Annotated in this window: 19 protein-coding genes and 1 pseudogene; 11 read left to right on the top strand and 9 right to left on the bottom strand. The window is 67.3% G+C overall.

Annotated elements, in window-relative coordinates; translation table 11 throughout:
* Positions 1 to 65: 65 nt before the first annotated feature.
* Positions 66 to 683 (bottom strand): TetR/AcrR family transcriptional regulator, encoded by a 618-nt coding sequence (locus ELS24_RS14700; protein ID WP_127184555.1) that lies wholly within the window; start codon positions 681 to 683, stop codon positions 66 to 68.
* A 171-nt stretch (positions 684 to 854) separates the two neighbouring features.
* Here ELS24_RS14700 and ELS24_RS14695 point away from each other — a divergent pair, with 171 nt between their 5' ends.
* On the top strand, positions 855 to 2,294 hold the full coding sequence (locus ELS24_RS14695) for an efflux transporter outer membrane subunit (protein WP_127184554.1): 1,440 nt from the start codon (positions 855 to 857) through the stop codon (positions 2,292 to 2,294).
* Between the two features lie 69 nt (positions 2,295 to 2,363).
* Here the strand turns inward: ELS24_RS14695 and ELS24_RS14690 are convergent, their stop codons facing one another.
* From ELS24_RS14690 to ELS24_RS14680, 3 genes are read right to left on the bottom strand one after another with little or no spacing between them, the layout of a single operon-like run.
* The gene (locus tag ELS24_RS14690) at positions 2,364 to 4,097 is read right to left on the bottom strand and encodes an acetyl/propionyl/methylcrotonyl-CoA carboxylase subunit alpha (protein ID WP_127184553.1); all 1,734 of its coding nucleotides are present in this window, start codon (positions 4,095 to 4,097) and stop codon (positions 2,364 to 2,366) included.
* Positions 4,098 to 4,113: 16 nt separating this feature from the next.
* Positions 4,114 to 5,769 carry a 5-oxoprolinase subunit PxpB gene (gene pxpB, locus ELS24_RS14685; RefSeq protein ID WP_127184552.1) on the bottom strand — a complete coding sequence of 552 codons (1,656 nt, stop codon included), beginning with the start codon at positions 5,767 to 5,769 and terminating at the stop codon, positions 4,114 to 4,116.
* 8 nt (positions 5,770 to 5,777) lie between these two features.
* On the bottom strand, positions 5,778 to 6,560 hold the full coding sequence (locus ELS24_RS14680) for a LamB/YcsF family protein (protein WP_127184551.1): 783 nt from the start codon (positions 6,558 to 6,560) through the stop codon (positions 5,778 to 5,780).
* A gap of 155 nt (positions 6,561 to 6,715) precedes the next feature.
* Between ELS24_RS14680 and ELS24_RS14675 the strand changes: the two genes are divergently transcribed.
* Entirely contained in the window at positions 6,716 to 7,375 is a 660-nt protein-coding gene (locus tag ELS24_RS14675; RefSeq protein ID WP_050444839.1) for a GntR family transcriptional regulator, read from the top strand.
* Here the strand turns inward: ELS24_RS14675 and ELS24_RS14670 are convergent.
* Positions 7,351 to 8,850 carry a PepSY-associated TM helix domain-containing protein gene (locus ELS24_RS14670; protein WP_127184550.1) on the bottom strand — a complete coding sequence of 500 codons (1,500 nt, stop codon included), beginning with the start codon at positions 8,848 to 8,850 and terminating at the stop codon, positions 7,351 to 7,353. The genes ELS24_RS14675 and ELS24_RS14670 overlap by 25 nt on opposite strands.
* Positions 8,851 to 8,923: 73 nt before the next feature.
* A complete protein-coding gene (locus tag ELS24_RS14665) occupies positions 8,924 to 9,436 on the bottom strand; it encodes a DUF2946 family protein (RefSeq protein WP_127184549.1) in 513 nt (170 codons plus the stop codon).
* A gap of 237 nt (positions 9,437 to 9,673) precedes the next feature.
* Between ELS24_RS14665 and ELS24_RS14660 the strand changes: the two genes are divergently transcribed.
* Entirely contained in the window at positions 9,674 to 10,057 is a 384-nt protein-coding gene (locus tag ELS24_RS14660; RefSeq protein ID WP_083447197.1) for a hypothetical protein, read from the top strand.
* Between the two features lie 10 nt (positions 10,058 to 10,067).
* Positions 10,068 to 10,286 (top strand): hypothetical protein, encoded by a 219-nt coding sequence (locus ELS24_RS14655; protein WP_050444841.1) that lies wholly within the window; start codon positions 10,068 to 10,070, stop codon positions 10,284 to 10,286.
* Between the two features lie 9 nt (positions 10,287 to 10,295).
* Here the strand turns inward: ELS24_RS14655 and ELS24_RS14650 are convergent, their stop codons facing one another.
* Positions 10,296 to 11,018 (bottom strand): ribonuclease activity regulator RraA, encoded by a 723-nt coding sequence (locus tag ELS24_RS14650; protein WP_050444842.1) that lies wholly within the window; start codon positions 11,016 to 11,018, stop codon positions 10,296 to 10,298.
* A 329-nt stretch (positions 11,019 to 11,347) separates the two neighbouring features.
* Here ELS24_RS14650 and ELS24_RS14645 point away from each other — a divergent pair, with 329 nt between their 5' ends.
* The 5 genes and pseudogenes from ELS24_RS14645 (at position 11,348) to ELS24_RS14625 (ending at position 16,222) form a co-directional block, all read left to right on the top strand.
* On the top strand, positions 11,348 to 12,112 hold the full coding sequence (locus tag ELS24_RS14645) for an endonuclease/exonuclease/phosphatase family protein (RefSeq protein WP_127184548.1): 765 nt from the start codon (positions 11,348 to 11,350) through the stop codon (positions 12,110 to 12,112).
* A complete protein-coding gene (gene clsB / locus ELS24_RS14640; RefSeq protein ID WP_127184547.1) occupies positions 12,109 to 13,314 on the top strand; it encodes a cardiolipin synthase ClsB in 1,206 nt (401 codons plus the stop codon). Before ELS24_RS14645 ends, clsB begins: the two co-directional genes overlap by 4 nt.
* Positions 13,311 to 14,315: a lysylphosphatidylglycerol synthase domain-containing protein gene (locus ELS24_RS14635; RefSeq protein ID WP_127184546.1), complete on the top strand. Its 1,005-nt coding sequence runs from the start codon at positions 13,311 to 13,313 to the stop codon at positions 14,313 to 14,315. Before clsB ends, ELS24_RS14635 begins: the two co-directional genes overlap by 4 nt.
* Positions 14,312 to 15,436: pseudogene (locus ELS24_RS14630) on the top strand (DUF3182 family protein); the annotation flags it as partial. The gene ELS24_RS14635 and the pseudogene ELS24_RS14630, both read left to right, overlap by 4 nt.
* Positions 15,437 to 15,463: 27 nt before the next feature.
* Complete coding sequence (locus ELS24_RS14625) at positions 15,464 to 16,222, top strand: alpha/beta hydrolase family protein (protein ID WP_050444847.1); 759 nt, start codon at positions 15,464 to 15,466, stop codon at positions 16,220 to 16,222.
* 10 nt (positions 16,223 to 16,232) lie between these two features.
* On the opposite strand, the gene ELS24_RS14620 is transcribed toward ELS24_RS14625, so the two are convergent.
* Both ELS24_RS14620 and ELS24_RS14615 read right to left on the bottom strand, forming a co-directional pair.
* A complete protein-coding gene (locus tag ELS24_RS14620) occupies positions 16,233 to 16,631 on the bottom strand; it encodes a PRC-barrel domain-containing protein (RefSeq protein WP_050444848.1) in 399 nt (132 codons plus the stop codon).
* A gap of 114 nt (positions 16,632 to 16,745) precedes the next feature.
* A complete protein-coding gene (locus tag ELS24_RS14615) occupies positions 16,746 to 18,515 on the bottom strand; it encodes a thiamine pyrophosphate-requiring protein (protein WP_127184545.1) in 1,770 nt (589 codons plus the stop codon).
* A 348-nt stretch (positions 18,516 to 18,863) separates the two neighbouring features.
* Here ELS24_RS14615 and glgA point away from each other — a divergent pair, with 348 nt between their 5' ends.
* Both glgA and ELS24_RS14605 read left to right on the top strand, forming a co-directional pair.
* Positions 18,864 to 20,462 (top strand): glycogen synthase GlgA, encoded by a 1,599-nt coding sequence (gene glgA, locus ELS24_RS14610; protein WP_127184544.1) that lies wholly within the window; start codon positions 18,864 to 18,866, stop codon positions 20,460 to 20,462.
* 11 nt (positions 20,463 to 20,473) lie between these two features.
* On the top strand, positions 20,474 to 23,737 hold the full coding sequence (locus ELS24_RS14605) for an alpha-1,4-glucan--maltose-1-phosphate maltosyltransferase (protein WP_127184543.1): 3,264 nt from the start codon (positions 20,474 to 20,476) through the stop codon (positions 23,735 to 23,737).
* Positions 23,738 to 23,753: the final 16 nt, after the last annotated feature.

Here is a 23,753-nt window from a genome sequence, read left to right as displayed (position 1 = left end):
CTATTATTGTCAATAGTCACTAAATGGGGTTTTGCCTTATCCGAATCGAACGGCACTCCTCGCGCTCAGGGCGCCAGGCTGCGCAACACCAGGCTAGCCACTTCACGCGGGGCATCCGGCAAGCGGTCCAGGTTGTACTGAAGCAAAAGCGGGCTGATGAACGGCAGCATCACCAGATGGATCGACCGCGCGGTTTCGTCCAGCGGGGTCTTGCGCTCGAATTCCCCCTGCTCTCTTCCTTCGCGCAGGATGTCGGTCAGGATGGCTCGCATTCGCTGTTCGTAGGCCTGCGCCGATGCCCATTTTTCCAGCGAGGAATGCGCCGCGATTTCATAGAGCTTTCTGTCCTGGAAAAACAACTCCGCCGAAAGCTGAACGGCACTTAGGAAGAAGCGGCGAAAACGGTCGGTGGGCGATTCGGCCTGGGCGATGGCTTGCTCCACGCCAGCCATCAACTGGCCCAGCACGTTGGTGCAGATCGCCTCGCCGATGGCCTGCTTGGAATCGAAGAACTTGTAGATGTAGGCCTTGGAAATACCGATCTCGCGCGCCAGGTCGGACACCGTGGTCTTGTCGTAGCCATAGTGGCTGAAGTGCCCGTTGGCCGCCTGGACGATCTGGTCTCGAACGCTGTGATCGGTCGGTCCGCGATGGCCTTGAGATTGCTGTGACGAGTCGGACATAGGAACGCTACCTTATGGCTATATCGATTGACGACTAATGACCATATCGTACAATAGTCACCATTCGCGATTTAGTCGTGATCTTTTTTCGATGCACGGACGCGTCTCAGCCCTTGGTACGGATGGTAGACGCGCCCACTTTCTCTTTCACCTGTCTTGCAGGACCCCGCCATGCTGCCCCGTAAACATGCTGTGCCGCTGTTTCTTTCAAGCTTGCTTCTGGCTGGTTGCGCTGTCGGCCCCGATTATCAGCAGCCCGACACGGCGTCCGCCCCGCATTTTATGGGAGAGGCCGCGATCCAGGCGCGTCAGGCGCCAGCCGTGGCCGATGCACGGGTCTGGTGGCAAGGGTTTCATGACCCGATACTGACCCAATTGGTGGAGCGCGCACTGGACCAGAACCTGGACATTGCGCAGGCCGTGGCGCGCGTGGCCCAGTCGCGCGCGGGTCTGGGCAATGCCACCGCCGCGTTGTTGCCTTCCGCCATCGTGGCGGGCCAGGCTGCGCGTGCGCGCCAGTCGCTGGAGACGCCGCAAGGCCAGTTGCTGAACGCCACGCCCGACTACAACCGCTACGGCGACTATTACGAATTGGGCTTGAACGCCGGCTGGGAAATCGACCTGTTCGGCGGCCTACGACGCCAACGCGAAGCCGCCGTCGCCAACTACCAGGGCGCCGAGGCCGGCGTTGCCGCGGCTCGGCTGGCCGTGGCGGCCCAGACCGCCGACATCTATGTCTTGATCCGGGGCTTGCAGACACGCCTGCACATCGCCCGTGTACAGGTCAAGACCCGCAGCCAGTTGCTTGCCACCGTGCAACTGCAATTCGACAAAGGGCTGGCGGCTGAGCTTCAGGTACATCAATCGAAAGGCGCGCTGGCCGAAGTGCGCGGCACCGTGCCGGTATTGGAAGACGGGCTCGCGGCCGCCATGAACGCGCTTGACGTGCTGCTGGGCGAGCCCCCCGGCAGCAATCGCGCCCTGCTGGCCGCCACCGCGCCGATCCCTTTGCCGCCCGCCATCGCCGACACCGGCACCCCCGCCGACCTGCTGCGCCGCCGCCCTGACCTGATCGCGGCCGAACGCCAGCTTGCCGCTACCAACGCCGGTATCGGCGCGGCGATCGCCGAGTACTACCCAACATTCTCGCTAGGCGCCGTGCTCGGCACCGCCACCACCCTATCCGGCAACCTGTTCAACGACAGCGCCAACCAGATGCAAGGCATGCTTGGCCTGCGATGGCGCCTGTTCGACTTCGGCCGCATCGAAGCCGATATCGCAAACGCCCGCGGGCGCAACGCCGAAGCGCTGGCGGCCTACCGGCTGGCCGTGCTGCGCGCTTCGGAAGATGTGGAGAACGCCTTCTCGGCCCTGATCAAACGCGAGCAACAATCGCGCTACCTGGCCGAAGGCGTAGAAGCGCTGACACAGGCACGGACAAGTGCTTACCTTGCCTACCAGAACGGCATCGTCAGCCTGATAGAAGTGCTGGACGCGGACAGTGCCGTGCTACGCACCCGCGACGCCAGCGCGCGCGCGCAAACCGAATCGGCGCGAGCGGCCATTGCGTCTTACCGCGCCTTGGGCGGGGGCTGGGAAGGCCCGCAATAGCGGATGCTTGGGCGTTACAACGCTTGGGTCTTGCCTGGGTCTTGCCTGGGCCTTGTTTTAGTCTCTTGCTTAATCAATCCGCCCGATCGCCGCGCCCGCCGCCACGGCCTGGCCCGGTTGGGCGTCGTGCTTGAGTACACCGCTGCGATGCGCCAGCACCTGCATTTCCATCTTCATGGCTTCCATCGTGGCGATCAGATCACCTTCTTTGACCGTGGCGCCGTCCTCGGCTTTCCAGGCCTGGATGGTGCCGGCAATGGGTGCCGCTACGCTTTGGGCGTTGGCGGTGGCGGCGCCGGACTGGCCGGCGTCAACCGAAGCCGCGCCAGCGGCATGCAGGCCGCGCAGCAGCTCGGCGGGCAGGCCCAGCGACACGCGGCGGCCGTCGATTTCAACGGCCGTGCGATGCAGCGTCACGGCGCCCAGCGGCTCGGGTCGCACGGCGGCTTCCAGGTCATTGGCGAAGTCGGTTTCGATCCAGCGCGTGTGCACCTTGAAGCCCGATGCGTCGCCCAGGAAGTCGTCGTGCGCCAACACCGCGCGGTGAAACGGCAGCACCGACGCCACGCCTTCGATGCGGAACTCGGCCAACGCGCGGCGGGCGCGGGCAATGGCTTGTTCGCGGGTGGCGCCGGTGACGATCAGCTTGGCCATCAGGGAATCGAAGGTGCCCGGACTGGTCGAGCCCGATTCCACGCCGCTGTCCACTCGCACCCCTGGGCCGGACGGCGGGGCAAAGCTGGCGATGCGGCCCGGTGACGGCAGAAAGCCACGGCCCACGTCTTCGGCGTTGATGCGGAATTCAATGGCATGGCAACGCGGCGCGGGCGCCTCGTTGAAGCCCAGCGGCAGGCCGTCGGCAATGCGCAATTGCTGCACCACCAGGTCCAGCCCGCAGGTTTCTTCGGTGACGGGGTGCTCGACTTGCAGGCGCGTATTGACCTCCAGGAACGAGATGGCGCCCGAGGCGCTCAGCAGGAATTCCACGGTGCCGGCGCCGACATAACCGGCGTGCGCGCAGATGTCGCGCGCGGACGCGTGGATGCGCTGGCGTTGGTCGTCGCTAAGGAAAGGCGCGGGCGCTTCTTCCACCAGTTTCTGATTGCGGCGTTGCAACGAGCAATCGCGCGTGCCCAACACCACCACGTTGCCGTGCTGGTCCGCCAATACCTGCGCTTCGACGTGGCGCGGGCGGTCCAGGAACTGTTCGACATAGCATTCGCCACGGCCGAAGGCGGTAACGGCTTCACGCACGGCCGACTCATAGAGTTCGGCCACGTCTTCCATGCGCCACACCACTTTCAGGCCCCGGCCACCGCCGCCAAACGCCGCCTTGATGGCGATGGGCAAGCCGTGTTCGCGCGCGAATTCCAGCACGTCCTCGGCGCCGCTGACGGGGTCGGCCGTGCCGGCCACCAGGGGCGCGCCCACCGCCAGCGCAATCTTGCGCGCCTGGACCTTGTCGCCCAGTTGTTCGATGGTGTCGGGCGAGGGGCCGATCCAGATCAGGCCGGCGTTGATCACGGCGCGCGCGAAGGTGGGGCTTTCCGACAGAAAGCCGTAGCCCGGGTGGACGGCGTCCGCGCCACTGCGGCGCGCCACGTCCAGGAGCTTGTCGATGTTCAGATAGGTATCTGCCGGACGGTCGCCGTCCAGGCCATAGGCTTCGTCGGCCATACGCGCGTGCAGCGCGTCGAAATCGGCGTTGGCGTAGACGGCCACGGATTTGACGCCGTAGTCGGCGCAGGCGCGGATGATGCGGACGGCGATTTCGCCACGGTTGGCAATCAGGACTTTCTTCATGGCAGGCAGGTTCACGTTAGGTCGGGGTGACTTGCACGGCGGGCACGTCAACCGGAACGAAGTCGGAAATGGGGTTCAGGCGCACGCGCGCGCCGATGGGAATTTGCGCGGCGCGGTCCAGATGCCAGGGGGCGACCGAGCCTATGACGGGGTAGCCGCCGGTAAGCGGATGGTCGGCCAGGAACAGCACGGGCTGGCCGCTGGCGGGCACCTGGATGGAGCCTTTGCGGGTGCCTTCGCTGGGCAGTTCGGCATGGTTGGCGCGTTGCAGCGGGGCATCGCCCTGCAGGCGGATGCCGACGCGATTGGATTGCGGCGTCACGGTCCAGGCCTGGCGCGACAGCAGCGCCACCGCGTCGGCGTCGCACCAGTCGGTGCGCGGCCCCAGCACCACGTCCAGCACCACCTCGATGTCCGCGCGTGGCAGATCGTCGGGCGGAGTTTCGGCCGCGCCCACGATGGCGCCCTGCCCGGCTGGCCGGATGCCGATGCGATCACCGGCTGCCAGCGGTTCGGGGCCGACGCGGGCCAGGGTGTCGGTAGAGCAACTGCCCAACACGGGGTCGACCGCGAAACCGCCGCGCGCCGCCAGGTAGTAGCGGATGCCGGCGTCGGGTTGGCCCAGGGTCAGCGTGTCGCCATCATTCATGGCAAAGGCTTGGTAGCCCGGGACCGTCCAGCTTGCGCCGGCGGGGTTGCGCAACGTGATGTCGCCGCGCGCACCGGTCACGGCCAGCACGCAGGGGCCGTGAGCGCGCACCTGGAAACCGCCGTAGACAATTTCAATGCCGGCCTGGCCGGGCGCGTTGCCCACCAGCCGGTTCGCGGCGCGCAGCGCGCCTCGGTCCATGGCGCCGGAGGCGGCCACGCCCTGACGTGCCTGGCCCGGGCGGCCCAGGTCTTCGAACACGGCTTGCAAACCCGGCGATACGACTTCCAGCGCGGGGCTGGCGGATGTGGCGCGGGCGGCGCCGGGCGGCGTGGTGGATGTGGACGATGCGGCGGTCGATGCCGATGCGGACGATGCCGCCGATGCGGCGGAGGTCTCCGATACCAGCGCCACGCCCGCGTCGACAAAGCGCACGCGATAGCCCGGTTGCAGCAGCGCCGGCGTGTCGCGGTTCAGGTCCCACATGGCCAACGGGGTCACGCCCAGGATCTGCCAGCCGCCCGGGCTGGCATGCGGGTACACGCCGCTGAAGGTGCCCGCCAACGCCACGGCGCCTGCCGGGATGCGGGTGCGTGGGGTCTTGCGGCGCGGCACGTCCAGCGTGGGGTCGCCGCCGCTCAGGTAGGCGAAGCCGGGCGCAAAGCCGGTGAACGCAACGCTGTAGGTGCCGCCCGTGTGGCGGCGCACGACTTCTTCGCGCGTGATGCCCAGGTGCTGGGCCACGTCGTCCAGGTCTTCGCCGTTGTAGTGGACGGGAATCTCGATCAGCTTGCCGTCGCGCGCCACGCGGCTGGAGGTGTCGCGCGCGCCGATATCGGCGATCAGCGCGTCACGTGACACCCGCTCGGGCTGGAACACCACCAGCACGGTGCGCGCGGCGGGCACAAGTTCGGTCACGCCTTCAATGGGGCGGCTTTGCAAGGCGGCGAACAACGCCAGGGTCTGTTCCAGGTCGTCAAGCTCGACGAGCAGCGCGTCGGTATTTACGGGCAGAAAGCGCACGCCGGCTCCTAGGCGGTTTGGCCGGCGGCCGTCGCGGCGAACGAGCGGATGCGAACGCCCGCCTGTTCCAGCTGGCTGCGCAGCGCGCGTGCCATGTCCACCGCGCCGGGGCTATCGCCATGCACGCAGATGGAGTCCGCTTGCACGCGGGTCAGGCTGCCGTCGATGGCTTCCACGACGCCCTCTTGCACCAGACGCAGCATGCGTTGCGCCACGGCCTGCGGGTCATGCAGCACGGCGCCTTTTTCGCGGCGCGACACCAGCGCGCCTTGCGGGGTGTAAGCGCGGTCGGCGAAGGCTTCGGCCACCACACGCAGGCCGCGCTCTTGCGCCAGCGTCAACAGCGGCGCGCCGGCCAGGCCCACCAGGATCAAGCTGGGGTCTATCTCCAGAATGGCCGTGATCACGTCGTTGCCCTGGCGGGCGTCGTGGGCGATGGTGTTGTACAGCGCGCCATGCGGCTTGACGTAGCGCACGTCGGTGCCGGCGGCGGCGGCCAAGCCCTTCAACGCGCCAATCTGGTAGATGACGTCGGCCACCAGGTCGGCGCTGGCCACGTCCATGTTGCGGCGGCCGAAACCGGTCAGGTCGGGGTAGGACACATGCGCGCCCACCGTCACGCCATTGGCGGCGGCGGCCTTCAGGGTGGTCAGGATGCCGGCCGGGTCGCCCGCATGGAAACCGCAGGCCACGTTGGCGCTGGACACCACCGCCAGCATGGCCGCGTCGTCGCCCATGCGCCAGGCGCCAAGGCTTTCACCCAAGTCACTGTTTAAATCGATCTCAGCCATGTCTGATCCTTAGTCCGCCTGCGGCAGCGATGCGGTTGCCGCCGATCGTGGAACGATAGTTACACAATTGTTCTACAAATTGGTTAGTATGGTAGATCAAAGCTAAGCTTTCGCCTATCGGTAATTTCACTACCGGACCACCGCCTTCCCTGCCTATGACAACGCCCGCCGCGCACCAGACCCTGACCGACAAGGTCACCGAGCAGATCCGCCGCCGCCTGATCAACGGGGAATTCATGCCCGGCCAGCGGCTATCGGAAGCCACCCTGACGCAATCGCTGGACGTCTCGCGCAACACACTGCGCGAGGCGTTTCGCAACCTGACCAAGGAAGGCCTGCTGACGCACTCGCCCAACCGCGGGGTGGCCGTGGCCGTGCCCAGCATGGCTTCCATTATTGATATTTATCGGGTGCGGCGCATGATTGAATGCCAGGCGCTGGCGCAGGCGTATCCGCACCATCCGGCGCGCCAGCGCATGCGCCAGGCGGTCGAAGACGCCCTGGCCTGCCGCGAACGCCAGGACTGGCCCGGCGTGGGCACGGCCAACATGGCGTTTCACATGGCCATTGTGGAATTGGCCGACAGTGAACGGCTGAACGCCATGTTTTCCTTATTGCTGGCCGAATTGCGGCTGGTCTTCGGGCTGCTGCAAGACCCGGAATTCCTGCATGCGCCCTATGCCGACATGAACCAGCAGATTCTGCAGAATGTCGAAGCCGGCGAATTCGGCAAGGCGGCCGATGCGCTGAAGGACTACCTGGCGCAGTCCGAGCGCATCGTACTGGCCAGCTACGCGCGCCGCGTGGGCAACTGAAGGCGCCACGAACGCAGCACGTCCACCACCAGGAAGGCCAGCAGGCTCGCCCCCATGACCGGCAGGCACCAACCCAGCGCCGCCGCCACGGCCAAGGCCGCGATACGCGCCGGCCAGCCCAAGGCGGCCCAGGCTTGGGTCAGGGTTTGGGCGCCCGCTCCCGCTGCCGGACGCCGCAACCACCACATGCGATAACCCAGCACGATCATGGCCGACAGCGCCAAGCCGATCGCGCCCATCAGCAACTGGTTGGGCCAGCCGAACAGGATGCCCATGTGCATGTCCACGCCCCAGCGGATCAGCTTGGCAATCAGCGGGAAGGTATCGAAGTCGGCGCGGCTGGTAATGGCGTAGGTGGCCGGGTCGATGGCGATGGTGTCAACCTGGGTGGGCCAGGAACGAGCTACCTCGCGCACCATCCAGGCTTGGTCGGCGCTACGCGGCGGACGGATCTCCAACTGCTTGCTGTCGATGCCGCCCTGGCGCGCGGTTTGCAGGATGCGGTCGAAATCGCGGGCAGGGTCTTGCGAGCTTGCCATGGGGCTTGCCATCCCGCCCCCCATCTGCATGCCGCCGTGATGGTGCGCGTGTTCACCGCCGGCCGCCGCGGCACCGGCCGCCGCGGCACCGGCCGCCGCGGCATCGACCGCCGCGGCATCGGCCGCCGCGCCAGGCAGCTTCAGCGTAATCGCCGGGGTGATCCAGCCCAGTTGCGCGCGCAGTTGGTCCACGCGGCCGCCCGCCCAATTCGACCACGTCAAACCCGTGGCGGACAGGAACAACAGCCCCAGCGCCAGCCACAGACCCAACACGGTGTGCCAGCTGCGCGCCCGCAACCGGGGGCTGCGGGCTTGGGCCGCGGCTTGCGCCATTGCCTGATTTGCGTTTGCCTGGCGGCGTCGCCCGGCCCACCACAGCACCAGCCCGCCCAGCGTGGCCAGCCACATCCAGGACGCGGCCAGTTCGCTGTAGTTGCGGCCCAGCGCGCCCAGCATCAGGTTGCGGTGCAGATAGTCCAGCGTAGTGCGAAACGGCAGCGTGCCGCTGGTGCCGTAGACCATCATGTCGCCCTTGATGTCCAGCGTGACGGGGTCAACGAACAGCGCGCGGCTTTCCGAATCGCCCATGCCGGGCTGCGTGAACATCACGCGGGTGGTGTCGCCCGGCGCGGGCGCGGGCCGCACGGCAAACAGGCGCGGGCCTACGCCGATGCGCTCCTGTGCCGCCCGGACCTGGCTGGCCAGGGGCTGCGCCGGCCCGGTGGACGAGGTGTGCAATTGGTCGGCATAGAGCAGGTTTTCGATCTGCGGGGTCAGCACGAACAGGGTGCCGGTGACCGCGGCCACCAGGATGAAGGGGCCGACGAACAGCCCGATGTAGAAATGCAGGCGCGTGATCAGCGCCAACAAGGCGCTGTGGCCCACGGCGCGCGCGCGTGCGGGCGCGGCGGGGGTATCCAGGGTTTGTGTGGACATGGAAATCTCGAATACGAACAACGCCGCCCCAGTCGGGCGGCAATCATGCGCGCGGGGCGCATGGCGGAAACAGTTATCCGCGTATCGAGGGTGGCGCCCGTTGCCCCAGTGGCGGGCCAGCGGCCGGCATGGGTGGGCGCGCGCCGTCCCGCTTCAGCGGGCGCTGCGCCAACCAGCGCAACAGCACCGGCGCCACGGTCGCCAAGGGGGGCAGGTTCAGGATTTGATGGGCGCTCAGGCCAAACGGGCATTCCTGCCCCGCGCCGCGTTCGTCATCATGCCCGGCGCCGTGATGGCCGTGATGGCTATTGTTGCCGGAGTAGCCCTCACCGCCGTGCAGCCCGTGATCGCCGTGCATCGTTGGATGATCGTCAGCGGGCGCGGGCAGCGATTGCAGCGCCGCCATGACGTTGCCGCCCGCCGTACAGAAGCCCAGCGCCAGCCGGCCTTGCCGCAGCGCGTCGGCATCGGGCATGTAGCCGGTCGGCACCCAGGCCCGCGCCACCAGCAACAGCAGCAGCAACAGCCGTCCGAAATCGGCGGCCGAGGCAAAGCGAGGAAGGCGACGGAACAGTCCGGTACGCATGCGTGCAATCAATCCACGACGCCGGCAAAGGCCGGCATCAAGCGGCGCATTTTACGCGCCATGGCGGCGGCCCGCGACCATCCGTCTCTTGCCTACCATCAAAAGCCTGCTTGCCGAGGCCCGCGTTCAGGCATAAATTCAGTGATACCGTTTTCCGCGCGGGCCATCCTGGCCCGGTCTACGTGGACGGTGTCTAAAGGTTGTTTTTGATCTTTTAAGCCCGCTAGGAGCGATGCGATGAAAGTGAAACACCTGTTAGGACCGGCAGCCTTGGCGCTGTCGCTGCTGTGCACCGCGCCCAGCGTGGCGCAAATGCCAGACCCCGCCCCCATGGTCACCGGCAAGCAGTGGACCGAGTCCGATGCCAATCTCAAGAAAGCCTATCTATTGGGGATTGCCAACCTGCTTGAAGTCGAACGCGCGTACCAGGCACGCCGCGCGCCGCCCGATACGCAGACCCTGGTGCCCAGGTTCTCCAAGGGCCTGCAAACGCACACCCTGGATACCGTGCGCGACAGCCTGGACGGCTGGTATGCCGCGAACCCCTCGCGGCTGGACCGTCCGGTGATCGAGACCCTGTGGTTCGAGGTCGTCGTTCCTGGCATGCAGCGCAAGCCTTGAAGGAGCCGTCATGAAAATCTTTCGATCGTTGGTCATTGGCGTCGCGATAGGGACGCTTGCGGCGTGCACGAACATGACGCCGCAACAGCAAGGGACCATGTCCGGGGCGGCCATTGGGGCGGCCGCGGGCGCGGGAATTGCCGCCATCGCCGGCGGCAGCGCCTGGACGGGCGCCGCGATTGGCGGCGTGGCGGGCGGGGTCGCGGGGAATATCCGAGGGGGGAATTGAGCCCGGGGGTTACGGTTGCTGGTTTCGCCAGGCCTGGTATTTGGCTTGGGTTTCTTCGTTGGGCGGGTAGAGGCCGGGGAGTTTTTCGCCGGCCTCTACTTGCTGCATGATCCAGCCTTCCAGGCGTTCCTGTTCGATGGCGATGGCGACCACCTCGTCCAGCAGTGCGGCGGGAATGAGGACGGCGCCGTCGCGGTCCAACACCATGACGTCGTTCGGAAATACCGCCACGCCGCCGCAGCCCACGGGTTCTTGCCAACCCACGAAGGTCAGCCCCGCCACCGATGGGGGGGCCGCCGCGCCCGCGCACCACACGGGCAGGCCCGTGCCTTCAACGCCTTCCAGGTCACGCACCACGCCATCGGTCACCAGCGCGGCCACGCCGCGCTTTTGCATGCGGGCGCAAAGAATGTCGCCGAAGATGCCGGCGTCGGTCACGCCCATGGCGTCCACCACGGCGATGCAGCCTTCTGGCATGGCTTCGATGGCGGCGCGCGTGGAAATCGGCGATGCCCATGACGCGGGCGTGGCCAGGTCTTCGCGGGCAGGCACGAAGCGCAGCGTGAACGCGCGCCCGACAATCCGCTTGGCGCCCGGCGCCAGCGGCCGCGCGCCGCGCACCCAGACGTTGCGCAGCCCTTTCTTCAACAACACGGTCGTCAGCGTGGCCGTGGTGATGCGAGACAGGGCCTGGACCACGCTACTGTCCAATGGCTGAGGGGCAATCGTCATGATGCAAATTCTCCTTGGGGCGGGGGCGGGTTGCCACCCGATGGGGACTCCGATTGTGGCCCCGCGCAAAACCCGGCACAACCTTGATTTTGCAGATTCAGAATCTGCTTTTTATGCCTGAAAGGAGGGCTTGCGCCGGGAGCGCCCCGAGTCCGAGGCGGCATGGAGCGCTGTGTCGGCTTGTTCAGGGACTCAACCCAGGGGAAATTTGACCAGTACGGGCAATTCCCACCCCTACCCGGACGCGGATGGCGGCAATTCCGCCCGTCTGCGCCGGCTCAGGCACGAAACTTGCGCAGGGGTGCGGACCCATTTCCCCCGGAGAGTCCATGCCCGTCCCGACCGACGAATCCCACCGGCGCTTGACGGTATTGACCGTCAATACCCACAAGGGATTCACCAGCTTCAATCGGCGCTTCATGCTGCACGACCTGCGCGAGGCGCTGCGCACGGCGGCGCCCGACGTGGTGTTCCTGCAAGAGGTGCTGGGCGAGCACCAGGCCCATGCCGAACGTCACGAGGCCTGGCCGGCGCTGTCGCAATACGAGTTCCTGGCCGACACGCTATGGACGGATTACGCCTATGGGCGCAACGCGGTCTACCCGGCGGGGCACCATGGCAACGCCATCCTGTCGCGCTACCCCATCGAACGCTACGAAAACCACGACGTCAGCGTGGACGGGCACGAAGGCCGTGGCTTGCTGCATTGCGTGCTGCGCGTGCCGGGCGACGCCCCCGTGCATGCCATCTGCGTGCATCTGGGCTTGCTGGAACGCCATCGCGGCGAGCAGCTTGGCCGCCTGTGCGAATTGGTCGCCCGCGAGGTGCCCGACGATGAACCCCTGTTGATTGCGGGCGACTTCAACGACTGGCGCCTGAACGCCAACCGCCTGATGGCCGGCTGCGGCGCGCAGGAGGTATTCACGACGCGCCTGGGCCGCCCTGCCCGCACCTTTCCGGCGCGCTGGCCGCTGCTGCGGCTGGATCGCATCTATGTGCGCAACGTGCGTGACTGGCGCCCCATGCCGCAGGCCTCGCGCGTGTGGTCGCGCCTGTCGGACCACGTACCCCTTGCCGCGGAGATTGCGCTATGACGCCGGTTGACTTGGGATGGCGGACGGGCAACCGCTACACGCTGCTGGAAAACGGCGAAGCCTATTTCCCCGCCGTGAACGAAGCCATTGATTCGGCCAAGCACGAAGTGCTGCTTGAAACCTTCATCCTGTTCGACGACAAGGTCGGGCAGGCCTTGCAGAAAACCCTGATTGCCGCCGCCCGCCGCGGCGTCAGCGTGGACGTGCTGGTGGACGGCTACGGTTCGGACCAGCTCAGCCAGGAATTCATTGGCGCCCTGACCGAAAGCGGCGTGCGCTTTCATATCTTCGACCCCCGCCCGCGCCTGCTGGGCGTGCGCACCAATGTGTTCCGCCGCATGCACCGCAAGATCGTGGCGGTGGACGGTGTGTGCGCGCTGATCGGCGGCATCAATTTTTCGGCGGATCATCTGGCCGACTTCGGCCCCGAGGCCAAGCAGGACTATGCGGTGCGGGTGGACGGCCCCTTGGCGGCCGACCTGGCCGACTATGCCCGGTCTGCCCTGGGCGTTGCGAAGCCCCGACGCCGATGGCGGCGCCCCGCCGCCGCTTCCGTGCCCGAGGGCGATGGCGGCGGGCGCCTGGTGGTGCGCGACAACGATGGCAACACCACCGACATCGAACGCTACTACCGCGCCGGCCTGCGCGCCGCCCGCCACGACGTGCTGATTGCCAATGCCTATTTCTTCCCTGGCTATCACCTGCTGCGCGACCTGACCAAGGCCGCGCGCCGGGGCGTGCGCGTGCGCCTGCTGCTGCAAGGCGAACCCGACATGCTGGTGGCGCGCCTGGCCGCCACCATGCTGTATGACTATCTGAAGAATGCGGGCGTCGAAATCTACGAATACTGCAAGCGGCCGCTGCACGGCAAGGTGGCTTGCGTGGATGACGACTGGTGCACCGTGGGTTCCAGCAACCTGGACCCCTTGAGCCTGGCCCTGAACCTGGAAGCCAACGTGGTGGTGCGCGACCGTTCGCTGAATCAGGCCCTGCGACAAAGCCTGGATCGCCTGATCGAGCAGGACTGCAAGACCGTGCCGTTCAGCCCCAAGTCCACACGCGCGCTGCGGCGCTTCTGGGTGGGCGTGGTGGTGTTTCACTTTCTGCGGCGCTTTCCGGCCTGGGCAGGCGCCCTGCCGGCGCACAAGCCGCGTCTGCAAACCATCAAGCCGCCTGAACCCGGCGAAAGCGAGGCCGCATGAGGGTTTACCGAACGACGTTCATGCGCTCCTTGCGCCACCGCTGGCCGCGTATCAAGAAGGTGCTGCCCTGGGTGGTGCTGGCGGTCGTGGCCGTGCTGCTGTTCTATTTCGGCCGCTCGGTGGATTGGCCGAAAGTCTGGCAGGCCATGCGCAGCATTCCCGGCGAGTCCATCCTGATGGCGAGCGGCCTAGTGGTGCTGGGCTATCTGAGCTATGGCGCGCTGGACCTGCTGGGCCGCCGCTACACCGGGCACAAGCTGGGCTGGCCCAGTGTGATGGGCATCGCGATGCTGAGCTACGCGCTGAACCTCAGCCTGGGCGTGCTGGTGGGCGGCCTGGGCGCGCGCTTGCGCCTGTACGCCAGGCTGGGCTGCCGTAAATCGGTGGCGACACGCGTGGCCGTCTTTTCGGCCGCGTCGAACTGGATCGGCTATGCCTGGGTGGCGGGCGTGGTGTTCGTCAGTGGCGCATTGAAGGTGCCACAAGGCTGGGACGTGGGCAACGGTGTGCTGCGCCTGATTGGCGCCGGTTTGCTGGCGGTGGGCATCGCCTACGTGTGGATGTGCGCCCGCGCGAACCGCCGCTCGGCCACCTTGATGGGCCAGCGCGTCACCTTGCCGCGCGCACGCATGGCGCTGCTGCAAGTTCTGTTCGCCGGACTGTCATGGATGTTCATGGGCGCGGTGGCCTACGTGCTGCTACAGGGCAAGGCGTCGTATCCCCTGGTGATGGGCATTTTGCTGTGCGCGAGTTTCGCGGCCGTGTTGACGCGCGTGCCGGGGGGGCTGGGCACCACCGAGGCCATCTTCGTGGCCGTGCTGGCCCCGCGCATGCCGTATTCCGAAGCGCTGGGCGCCGCCCTGGCCTATCGCGCCTGCTACGCCTTGGCCCCCATGTGCCTGGCCTTGGCCGCCTTTCCGCTGTTCGAAGCCCGCGCCGCGTGGCGCAAGCGCCACGCGCCGGCCCAACAGGAACACAACTTGCTTCACCCGCCCTCATGAAACGCCACCCTGCCCAGCGTGAACCCGATAGTGAATCCGACCTGGTGGTGGCCTACCCCCGGCGCGCCAGTGCCTCTGAACACGAGGTGGCGTCGCAAGAAGCCATGGCCCTGCGCCTGGCGGCCTTGTTGGGGCGCCGCTTTGAACCAGACTTCCGGCCCAGCCGACGGCGCGACGAACCGCCCCCCTACTACGTGCCCGACCGCACCATCATCGGCCCCACTCGCGCGGCCCGCCTGGGCATCAAGCGCGCCGCCGACCTGTACGGTGGCGTCGCCCCACATTCCTTCGTGGCCGGCAAGGCCATCACCCATGGGCTCATCGGCCCGCAGGCCAAGGCGCCCAAGGCCTGGGTGGCCGACTTGGCGGACGCGCTGCGCGAGGTGGTGCTGAAGGGCTATACCGTCTTCACGCCCGCTGACGCCGAAGCCGCCGGGCTGCAACTGCTGAAAACCGGGCCATTGCGCGTCAAGCCCACCGACGCCACGGCGGGGCGCGGCCAGAAAGTGGCTCGCAATGCCCAGGAACTGCGCGCCGCGCTGCAAGAACAGTCGCCGCTGGCCATGCGCCGACTGGGGCTGGTGCTGGAAGAGGACCTGGAAGACGTGTCCACCTACAGCGTGGGCTGGGCGCGGGTGGGAAAAATGGAAATCGCGTATGTGGGCACGCAATCGCTCACGCAGGACAACCAGGGCCGATCCGTCTACGGCGGGTCGGAGCTGCGCTTGGCGCGTGGCGGCTTCGATGCCCTGCGTGCGTTGGACCTGACCGACCACGAACGCCAAGCCGTGGCCATGGCCTGCCAATACGACACAGCCGTGTCCACCGCCTACCCGCAGTTGTTCGCCTCGCGCCGCAATTACGACGTGGCGTTTGGCACGAACGGTGCGGGGCAGGCGCGAGCCGGCGTGCTGGAACAGTCCTGGCGGGCGGGCGGCGCCAGTCTGGCGGAGCTGGCCGCCATGCAGGCGTTTGCGCTGTCACCTTCGCTGACCTCGGTGCGCGCCGCCACCCGCGAACGCTACGGGCCGGATCAGGTGCTGCCCATTGCGCAGCATCTGGTCTTTCATGGCGTGGATTCGGCGGTGGGCCACATCAGCAAGTCCGTCGCCGTGCTGGACGGCCCGGGGGCTGGGAGGAGGTTGGGCATGGCCGCGCACAGTGATCCCATCGCGCTGTCGGTGGACGGCCAGGTGCTGGACGGCACTTTCCTGACGCCCGAGAACAAGGTGCCGGGTGTGCTGTTCATCCATGGCTGGGGCGGTAGCCAGGAATTCGACCTGTCGCGCGCCAAGGGCATTGCGGCATTGGGCTGTGTCTGCCTGACTTTCGACCTGCGCGGCCATGCGGCCACGCGCGAGCAGCAATTACAAGTGACGCGCGAAGATAACCTGCGCGACGTCATGGCGGCCTACGACCTGCTGGCCACCCACCCGTCGCTGGATTCCGGATCGGTCGCGGTGGTGGGCAGCAGCTATGGCGGCTACCTGGCCGCCCTGCTTAGCGGCCTGCGCCGCGTGCGCTGGCTGGCGCTGCATGTGCCCGCCCTGTACCGCGACGAAGAATGGCTGCTGCCGAAAAACCAGTTGAACCGGGAAACGCTGCGCGCCTATCGCAACACCTATGTGGCGCCGGAAACCAACCGCGCGCTGAAGGCCTGCGCGGAATTCAGCGGGGATGTGTTGATCGTGGAAGCCGAGCACGACACCTTCATCCCGCATTCCACCATCATGAGCTACCGCTCGGCGTTCCGCCGTTCGCATTCCATGACCCACCGCATCATCGACGGCGCCGACCACGCGCTGACGGAAAAATCCGCGCAGCGTGCCTATACCTCGGTGTTGGTGAATTGGGTGACTGAAATGGTGACCGGCGCGCGGATGGGGGACCCGCGGCCGGTGCCTTGATGCTATTGGCTTACCAATAGATGTCCTGCTTGTAGTACGTGTGCAGGTTACGCGCCCAGGTCTCGTCGGCCATGCTGGGCCAGTTGTCCTTGTCAAAGCCCGGCGCGTTCTTCAGCGTTTCTTCGTCCACGTCCAGCACGAAGCACTTGCGATCAGTGTCCAGCGTGAGCGCCGCCCACGGAATCGCGAAGAGCTTGTCGCCGATGCCCAATACGCCGCCGCGAGACAGCACCGCATAGGCCACGCGGCCCCGGGGCACGTCGATCATGATGTCCTTGATGGACCCCAGCTCTTCGCCCGCCGAGTTGTAGACGTCGTTGCCTTGCAACGTGTCCGCCGCCATGACTTCCGGGCCGGGGCCGCCGGGGCTGCTCTTGGGACCGCCCACGATGTTGGTTTGGGTTTGCATGCTTTATCTCCTTTGCCGAACTTCCGTCCAGCGTGTTGGTGGTAGAACCCCTCTGTCCGCAAACGCCGTGCCCGCCGCGCACCTTGCGTGTTGCACGCCAAGCGGACGCCCGAATCAGCTAGCCCACCATTGCTTGATCGTGGCGCGCAACGCCGCTGCCCCGGTGGCCAGATCTTCCTTGCGCAAGGCCGCCATGTAGGCCGCCACCTGCTTGGCCGGGATGTGCGGCGGCATCGGCGGCACTTCGGGGTCGGTCACCACTTCCAGCACCGTGGGTCGGCCCGCGTTCAGCGCGCGGTCCCAGGCGGGCCCGACCTCGTCGGGTTCGGTCACGCGGATGCCTTCCAGGCCCAGCATGCGCCCGTAGTCCGCGTACGAGAATGGCGGCAACCATTGCGAATCCGCAAAGCGCGGGTCGCCCCCCATCACGCGTTGCTCCCACGTGACCATGTTCAGGTCGCCGTTGTTCAGCACCAGCACCACCAGCGTCGGGTCGGCCCAGTCTTTCCACCGGTGCGCAATGGTGATCAGTTCATTGATGCCCAGCATCTGCATCGCGCCGTCGCCCACCAGCGCCACAACCGGTCGCCCGGGGTGGGCCAGCTTGGCCGCCAGGGCATAGGGCACGCCGCAGCCCATGCTGGCCAGGCCGCCCGAGACCGACCCCATCATGCCCTGGCGCAACTGCACGTCACGCGCGTACCAACTGGCGGCGGACCCGGAATCGCAAGTCAGGATGCAGTGTTCCGGCAAGCGGCTGGACAGTTCCAGGAATGGGCGTTGGGGGTTGACGCCCTTGGCCTTGACCATGGCGCGGGCTTCCACGGTTTCGCGCCATCGCGACACCCGCTTTTCAATGCCCTTCAACCAGCGGTCGGACGCTTTGGTTTCCAGTTTGGGCAACAAGGCCTGCAAGGTCAGGCGGGCGTCGCCCACCAGCCCCACTTCCACCGGATAGCGCAGGCTGAGCTTGCGGCCGTCCACATCAATCTGCACCGCGCGCGCCTGCCCTTCCTTGGGCAGGAACTCGGCGTACGGAAACGACGTGCCCACCATCAGCAGCGTGTCGCACTCGTTCATCATTTCCCAACTGGGTTGCGTGCCCAGCAAGCCGATGGCGCCCGTCACGTAGGGCAGCGCGTCCGGCACCACGGCCTTGCCCAGCAAGGCCTTGGCCACGCCCGCGCCCAAGCGCTCGGCCACGGCGCGCACCTCGTCGCCCGCTTCCAGCGCGCCCGCGCCCACCAGCATCGCCACGCGCTCACCCTGGTTCAGGATGGCGGCGGCGTTATCCAGCGCGGCTTCCGGCGGCACCGCGGCGTGGGAGGTCAGGCCGATACCGGTATGCACCGTGCCATGCTCGCGCGGCGGCGCCTCGACGGCTTCCAGGTCTTGCACATCGTTGGGAAAGATCAGGCAGGTGACACCGCGCCGTTCCATGGCGATGCGCATGGCGCGGTCCACCATGTGGCGCGCCTGCAAGGGCGAGGTCACCATGTGCACGAAGTCATGCGCCACGTCCTTGAACAGGCTGACCAGGTCCACCTCCTGCTGGTAATCGCCACCCAGCGCGCTGCGCGCCTGCTGGCCGACGATGGCCACGACCGGCTGGTGGTCCATCTTCGCGTCGTACAGCCCGTTCAACAGATGGATGGCGCCCGGCCCCGACGTGGCCATGCACACGCCGACCTGGCCCGTGAATTTGGCATGGGCGCAGGCCATGAAGGCCGCGCCCTCTTCGTGGCGGGCCTGCACGAATTCCAGTTCCTGGTTTTTGCCAAACGCGCCGATCAGCCCGTTGATGCCGTCGCCGGGATAGCCGAAGACGCGCTGCACGCCCCATTCGCCCAAGCGGGCGAGCACAAAATCGGAAACGGTTTTCAAGTCGGCGCTCCTGGTAGAGGGGTCTGCGAACCGCTTGGCGGTTCTCGGAAATGTTGACAACCGCGGTTGACAACCCCGGTTGACAACCCCGGCGCGCCGCAATCGCCATGCCCGCCCGTAGCTCGCCCGTCGCTCGCCTTTTCCCAAGCCCTTTCCCAAGCCGCTTCGACGCAATTTGTTGCACTGCTCCCAAATTTACAAACGCCAGCAACAACGACGCGTCACCCCCGCCAAACCCGCGCCCGCCCTCGCTGCATCGGCTTGGGCACGCGACTTGCGCATAAGAAGGCCTTACGGAATCGGGCCCACTTTTTCAGCGGCCCTCCGACCTACTCCGGAGCAACAAGCATGGCGACGACAATACTCATAGTGGCTGCCGAAGCATTCCCCCTGGCCAAGACCGGGGGCTTGGGCGACGCCATCACCGGCATGACGCGGGCGATGGTCCAGCGGGGCGTGCCCGCCACCATCCTGCTGCCCGCCTACCGAGGCGCGGTCAAGCGCCTGGACGGCGTGCACGAAGTGGCGCGGCTGGAAGACCTGCCGGGCGGCGACGCGCGCCTGCTGGCCGGCGTATGCCCTTCGTCGGAACTGCCCTTTCTGCTGCTGGAAAACGATGCGCTCTATGACCGCGCCGGGCTGTATGTGGACGAGGATGGCCAGGAACACCCTGACAATGGCCTGCGCTACGCCGCCCTGTCGCACGCCGCCATGCGGATTGCACGCGGCGTGCCGGGGCTGCCACGCCCCGATGTGGTGCACGCGCACGACTGGCACGCGGCGCTGACCCCCATGTTGATGCGCCAAGCCGGCATCACTGACGTGAAATCGGTGCTGACCATACACAACATGGCGTTTCAAGGCCAATTCCCGTTAGAGGATGCCGCTGCCTTCGGCATTGCCCCCGCCTTCCGGGGCGAGCACGCCAGCGTGGCCTGGAACAAGCTCAATTTCATGAAGGCCGGCATTGCCCACGCCGACCGCGTCACCACCGTCAGCCACACCTATTCGCGCGAAATCCTGACGCCGGCCTTCGGCTGCGGGCTGGATGGCTTGCTGCGCGAGCGCGCAGCCGATCTCATCGCCATTCCCAACGGCATCGACACGGCGCTGTGGGACCCCGCGCGCGACCCGCACCTGGGGCCCTTGCGCTACACCGCCTCTGATCTGGCCAACAAGCGCCTGTGCAAGACCGTGCTGCAACGTGAATTCGGCCTGGCGGCCGACGCGCAAGCCACGCTGGTGGTGATGGGCAGCCGGCTGACCGACCAGAAGATGGCCGACGTGGCCGCCGAGGCCCTGCCGCGCGCCCTGGACACCTACCCGGAAATGCAGGTGGCTATCCTGGGCCAGGGCGACCGCCGCCTGGAAGCCGCGTTGAAGGCGCTGGCCGACCGCTACCCCCAGCGCTGCGCCACCCGCATTGGCTACAACGAGGCGGGCGCGCATCGCCTGCACGCTGGCGGCGACATCCTGCTGCACGGCAGCCGCTTCGAACCCTTTGGCCTGACGCCGCTGTACGCCATGCGCTACGGCACCCTGCCGATCGGGTCGCGCGTGGGCGGCATGGCCGACACCATCGAAGACCCGGGTACCCACGCGCCCTTGACGGCAATGGCGTTTGCCAACGGCCTGCTGTTTGACGGCGACCACCCCGACGCCATGGCCGATGCGCTGTCGCGCGCCATGCATCTGCGTCGGCATCCGACGCTGTGGCGCGCCATGCAGCGCAACGCCATGAACACCGACTTCAGCTGGCAGCGCGCCGTGGGCGCATACGAAGCACTGCTGCAAGCGCTGACCGGCCGCGCCGACGCCAAGGACAACACGGCGCAACCCGCCCCGGTTCAGGCAGAGGGCGCTCAGGCCGCACAAGCGGGCCAACGGGCCGACACGCGCCAGCGGCGGTCGCGGCAGGCGCGCGGTTCCCTGCCCATGCCCATCTAAGGCGAACCTATATGGCTGCTGCCCAGACGCCCGTCCCCACCCCGCCCGCCGCGTTGCGCATCTGCCACGCGCCCTTGGGTCTGCCGGACGGCGCGCGGACGGCAGGCGACCCCGCCCTGCAAGCCCGGCTGGCCCGCATCCAACAGGCCGGGTTCAATGCCGTGCTGATACCGCCGCCCTGGCTGCGGCCGGCCGATGCACGTACGCTAGCCCCCATTGATGCCGACCTGAGTCTGGCGGGTGATGGCACCGAACCCATCACCGAGCGCCTGGCCCGCCTGTCACGCGCCGCCGCGGCGCAAGGCTTGATGCTGATGCTGCGCGTGGTGCTGGACCGCGTATCGGTCGATGCCAGCCCCGCCACGGCGCCTGCCGGCTGGTATCTCCCCCCGCCTGACGATCCGGCCCGCGATCCCCGCCTGCCCCTCAGCACCTGGGGCGTGATGACGCTGCACCGGGCGCCGCCGCCAGCGTTTGCCCAGGCCTGGGCCGAGCGGCTGACGCGCTGGGTCGATGCGGGCGTGGCCGGCTTTGTATTTGAATCCCCCCAGGCGCTGCCCGCCGCAAACTGGCAGGACCTGTTGACGCCACTGCGCCGCCATGCCAGCCCACCGCGCTGTCTGGCCTGGACGCCCGGCCTGACCCAGCCTCAACTGGACGCCCTGCGCGATGCCGGCTTCGACGGGGTGTTTTCGTCCCTGCCGTGGTGGGACTACAAGTCCGCGTGGCTGGCCGACGAGGCCGCGCGCCTGCGGCGGGTGGCGCCCGTGCTGGCCAGCACCCAGCCGCTGGAAGGCCACGCCCCGAATCGGCCCGATGCCGACATGCGCGGCGCCTGGGCCGCCGCCTTCACCGCCAACGGCTGGATGGCGACGGAAAGCGAGATCGACGCGCCAGCCGGTATGCAGACGCGCCCCGATGACACCCATCACGACACCACCCAGGACATCAATCAGTGGCTCAGCCTGCACGAACCGCCGGCAGGCCTGCCCACGGGCTTGCCCCGGGTATTGGGCGGCCGCGATGGCCGCGCCACGCTGATCCTGCGCGAGATGGCGGACGGCGCCACGGCCGTGCTGGCGCTGAACCCCGCCAACAACAGCCCCGCGCGCATCGATTGGGACGCGGTAGCCCCCAGCCTGCCGCCCGGCGACATCCTGCCGCAACGCGAGGCGGACGCACCCGTGCTGGCTGGCGACACCCTGGCCCCCGGCGCCTGCGTGCTGATGGCGGTGACGCCGATGCCCCCCGTGCGCGAGGCCTCGCGCCACCCGGGGCCGCGCACCGAAGGCGGAGCCGGCCTGCGCGTGGCCATCGAAAGCGTGGCGCCCGCCGTGGATGATGGCGCGCACCCCGTCAAGTGCACGGTGCACGAACGCATTACCGTCCAGGCCGACCTGCTGATGGACGGACACGACCGCATCGCGGGCGAGGTGCGATGGCGCGCCGCGGACGAATCCCACTGGAAGCGCACGCCCTTGAAACTGCTGTCCAACGACCGTTGGCAGGCCAGCTTCCGGCCGCGTCGGATTGGGCCGCACGAGTTTCAGGTGGCGGCGTGGTTTGACGTCTGGCAGACCTATCACCATGACCTTGAAGTCAAGCACAACGCGGGTCTGGCGCTATCGCTTGAAGTGGCCGAAGGCATGCAGTTGCTGCGCGAAGCCGAAAAGCGCGCCAGCCAGCACGCCTACTCCGCCGACAGTGTGGCGGTGGTGAAGCAGACCCTGAAAGCCCTGCCCGACCCGAAGTCGGGCACGGAACCCAGCGACGCCCACATCGCGTTGCTGCTCAGCCCCGAACTGGCCCGCGCCATGCGCGAGCTGGACGCCCGCCCCTTTGAAACCGTGACGCCCGCCCCCTACCCGGTCTGGGTCGACCGCCCGCAAGCCTGCCATAGCGCCTGGTATGAACTCTTTCCGCGCTCGCAAGCGCGCGAACCCGGCCGCCACGGCACCTTTGACGACGTCATCGAGCGCCTGCCCGACATCCAGGAAATGGGCTTCGACGTGCTGTACCTGCCCCCCATCCACCCCATCGGCCTGAGCAATCGCAAGGGGCGCAACAACGCGCTGAGCGCCGAGCCGGATGATGTGGGCAGCCCCTACGCCATTGGCTCGCCCGAGGGCGGGCACGACGCCATCGAACCCAAGCTGGGCACCTTGCCCGACTTTCTGCGCCTGGTGCGGGCCGCGCACGACCATGGCATGGAAATGGCGCTGGACTTCGCCATTCAGTGCTCGCCCGACCACCCCTGGCTGAAACAGCATCCCGACTGGTTTTCGTGGCGGCCCGACGGCTCGCTGCGCTATGCCGAGAACCCGCCGAAGAAATACCAGGACATCGTCAATGTGTCGTTCTATGGCAGCCCGCCCCGCCGCGCCCGCAAGCTGGCGCTGTGGCGCGCGCTGCGCGACGTGGTGCTGTTCTGGGTGGAGAACGGGGTGCGCATCTTCCGCGTGGACAACCCCCACACCAAGCCGCTGCCGTTCTGGCAATGGCTGATCGCCGAAGTGCACGGACAGCATCCCGACGTGCTGTTCCTGTCCGAAGCTTTTACCAAGCCCAAGATGATGTACCGGCTGGCCAAGGTGGGCTTCACGCAGTCTTACACGTACTTCACCTGGCGCAACGACCGCGCGGAATTGCAGTCGTACCTGGAAGAAGTCTCGCACCCGCCGCCCGCTGATTTCTTCCGGCCGCACTTCTTCGTGAACACGCCCGACATCAACCCGGTGTTCTTGCAGACCTCGGGCCGCCCCGGTTTCTTGATCCGGGCCGCGCTGGCCGCCATGGGCTCGGGGTTGTGGGGGGTGTATAGCGGCTTTGAACTGTGCGAGGCCGCGCCGGTGCCGGGCAAAGAGGAATACCTGGATTCCGAAAAGTACGAATTGCGCCAGCGCGACTGGCGTGCCCCCGGCAACATCCGCGCCGAGATCGCGCGCCTGAACCAGATCCGCCACGCCAACCCCGCCCTGCAAACGCATCGCGGGCTGACGGCGGTGCCCAGCGGCAATGACCGCGTGCTGGCCTTCGTGAAAGCCACGCCCGGCCTGGGCAACGTGGTGTTCACCGTGGTGAGCCTGGACCCTTTCCACCCACAACCCGCGCACGTGGAGGCGCCCTTCTGGCTCTTCGGCGAGGCCCGGCCCGCGCACCTGGAAGTGGAAGACCTGCTGATGGACAGCCGCGACACCTGGCGCGACGCGACGCGCACCGTGACGCTGTCCCCCGACCAACCCTATCGAATCTGGCGCCTGTCCCTGCATGGTTGACGCGCCCGGAGCCCAA

Origin of the sequence: Achromobacter spanius (assembly GCF_003994415.1) — a bacterium.
Lineage (GTDB): Bacteria > Pseudomonadota > Gammaproteobacteria > Burkholderiales > Burkholderiaceae_B > Achromobacter > Achromobacter spanius_C.
This window is presented reverse-complemented; position numbering and strand designations above follow the sequence as displayed.

Coding starts and splice junctions, on each gene's coding strand:
- ELS24_RS14645 (WP_127184548.1), top strand. CDS start 11,348: ATGCCCGTCCCGACCGACGAATCCCACCGGCGCTTGACGGTATTGACC.
- ELS24_RS14670 (WP_127184550.1), bottom strand. CDS start 8,850: ATGTCCACACAAACCCTGGATACCCCCGCCGCGCCCGCACGCGCGCGC.
- glgA (WP_127184544.1), top strand. CDS start 18,864: ATGGCGACGACAATACTCATAGTGGCTGCCGAAGCATTCCCCCTGGCC.
- ELS24_RS14635 (WP_127184546.1), top strand. CDS start 13,311: ATGAGGGTTTACCGAACGACGTTCATGCGCTCCTTGCGCCACCGCTGG.
- ELS24_RS14695 (WP_127184554.1), top strand. CDS start 855: ATGCTGCCCCGTAAACATGCTGTGCCGCTGTTTCTTTCAAGCTTGCTT.
- ELS24_RS14680 (WP_127184551.1), bottom strand. CDS start 6,560: ATGGCTGAGATCGATTTAAACAGTGACTTGGGTGAAAGCCTTGGCGCC.
- ELS24_RS14605 (WP_127184543.1), top strand. CDS start 20,474: ATGGCTGCTGCCCAGACGCCCGTCCCCACCCCGCCCGCCGCGTTGCGC.
- ELS24_RS14625 (WP_050444847.1), top strand. CDS start 15,464: ATGGCCGCGCACAGTGATCCCATCGCGCTGTCGGTGGACGGCCAGGTG.
- ELS24_RS14700 (WP_127184555.1), bottom strand. CDS start 683: ATGTCCGACTCGTCACAGCAATCTCAAGGCCATCGCGGACCGACCGAT.
- clsB (WP_127184547.1), top strand. CDS start 12,109: ATGACGCCGGTTGACTTGGGATGGCGGACGGGCAACCGCTACACGCTG.
- ELS24_RS14665 (WP_127184549.1), bottom strand. CDS start 9,436: ATGCGTACCGGACTGTTCCGTCGCCTTCCTCGCTTTGCCTCGGCCGCC.
- ELS24_RS14650 (WP_050444842.1), bottom strand. CDS start 11,018: ATGACGATTGCCCCTCAGCCATTGGACAGTAGCGTGGTCCAGGCCCTG.
- ELS24_RS14690 (WP_127184553.1), bottom strand. CDS start 4,097: ATGAAGAAAGTCCTGATTGCCAACCGTGGCGAAATCGCCGTCCGCATC.
- ELS24_RS14675 (WP_050444839.1), top strand. CDS start 6,716: ATGACAACGCCCGCCGCGCACCAGACCCTGACCGACAAGGTCACCGAG.
- ELS24_RS14620 (WP_050444848.1), bottom strand. CDS start 16,631: ATGCAAACCCAAACCAACATCGTGGGCGGTCCCAAGAGCAGCCCCGGC.
- ELS24_RS14660 (WP_083447197.1), top strand. CDS start 9,674: ATGAAAGTGAAACACCTGTTAGGACCGGCAGCCTTGGCGCTGTCGCTG.
- ELS24_RS14655 (WP_050444841.1), top strand. CDS start 10,068: ATGAAAATCTTTCGATCGTTGGTCATTGGCGTCGCGATAGGGACGCTT.